Origin of the sequence: Chromohalobacter sp. 48-RD10, assembly GCF_029889785.1 — a bacterium.
Classification (GTDB): Bacteria; Pseudomonadota; Gammaproteobacteria; order Pseudomonadales; family Halomonadaceae; genus Chromohalobacter.
Genome location: NZ_JARANX010000150.1, coordinates 1 through 1,173 on the forward strand (window position 1 = coordinate 1; position 1,173 = coordinate 1,173).

The window sequence follows — 1,173 nt, forward strand, 5'->3', positions numbered from 1 at the left end:
GCGCTGGATACCCGCGAGGCGATCCTGCTCGTCGCCGCGCACCTCGGCACCACCCGCTTGATCGACAATCTAACGGTCGACTTACCGCGCTGAGTACCAGCACGAGACCACGACGAGGTTCCCACGATGTACACCATCATGCTCAAGGCCAAACTCCACATGGCTCGCGTTACGCACGCGGTGCTCGACTACGAGGGCTCCTGCGCGATCGACGGCGAATTACTCGACCGCGCCGGTATTCGCGAAAACGAGCAGATCCAGATCTACGACGTAGAAAACGGCAACCGCTTCACGACCTACGCGATTCGCGGTGAAGCCGGCTCGCGCCTCATTTCCGTCAACGGCGCCGCCGCGCATCAGGCCCAGGCCGGTGACCGCATCATCATCTGCAGCTACGCCCATTACGCGGAACACGAGCTCGACGCCCACCAGCCCGCGCTCGTCTACTTGCAGGAAGGCAACCGCATCGGCCATACCAGTCACGCCATCCCCGTGCAGTTCGCCTGATCTCCATCACATTACGCCGGTATACCCGCTCATACCGGCGATCTACGCCCATGACCCGATTGTCGCGCAACACCGTACTCACCTATTCTGAACGTATCGTCCCTCTACGCTGACAGGAGACTCTCATGGAAGACGTGGTGATCGTAGCCGCGAGGCGCACCGCCATCGGCAGCTTCGGCGGCGCCCTCGCCAGCCTCCCCGCGACCCAGCTCGGCGCCACGGTCATCGCGGATTTGCTCGCGCATACCGGCGTGGCGCCCGAACAGGTCGACGAGGTTCTTCTGGGTCAGGTGCTGGCCGCCGGATGCGGCCAGAACCCCGCTCGCCAATCAGCGATAAACGCCGGGCTGCCTTCCGCCGTACCGGCGATGACCCTCAATAAGGTCTGCGGCTCAGGCCTCAAGGCACTGCATCTGGCCACGCAGGCCATCCGCTGTGGCGACGCCGAGTTGATCATTGCCGGTGGCCAGGAGAACATGTCGCTATCCCCGCACGTGCTGCCGAACTCGCGCACCGGCCAACGCATGGGCGACTGGACAGCAGTGGACACGATGATCCGCGACGGCCTATGGGATGCCTTCAACGATATGCACATGGGCAATACCGCCGAGAATCTTGCCGCCAGATACGCCATCACCCGCGAAGACATGGACGCCTTTGCCGCCG

2 protein-coding genes are annotated in these 1,173 nt (G+C 63.4%); both read left to right on the forward strand.

Going from position 1 to position 1,173, the window contains the following annotated elements:
• The first annotated feature begins 126 nt into the window (after positions 1–126).
• Positions 127–507: an aspartate 1-decarboxylase gene (panD, locus tag OP496_RS17850; protein ID WP_280565276.1), complete on the forward strand. Its 381-nt coding sequence runs from the start codon at positions 127–129 to the stop codon at positions 505–507.
• Positions 508–632: 125 nt separating this feature from the next.
• The coding region (locus OP496_RS17855) for a beta-ketoacyl synthase N-terminal-like domain-containing protein (protein WP_280565279.1) at positions 633–1,173 on the forward strand (541 nt) is incomplete at its 3' end.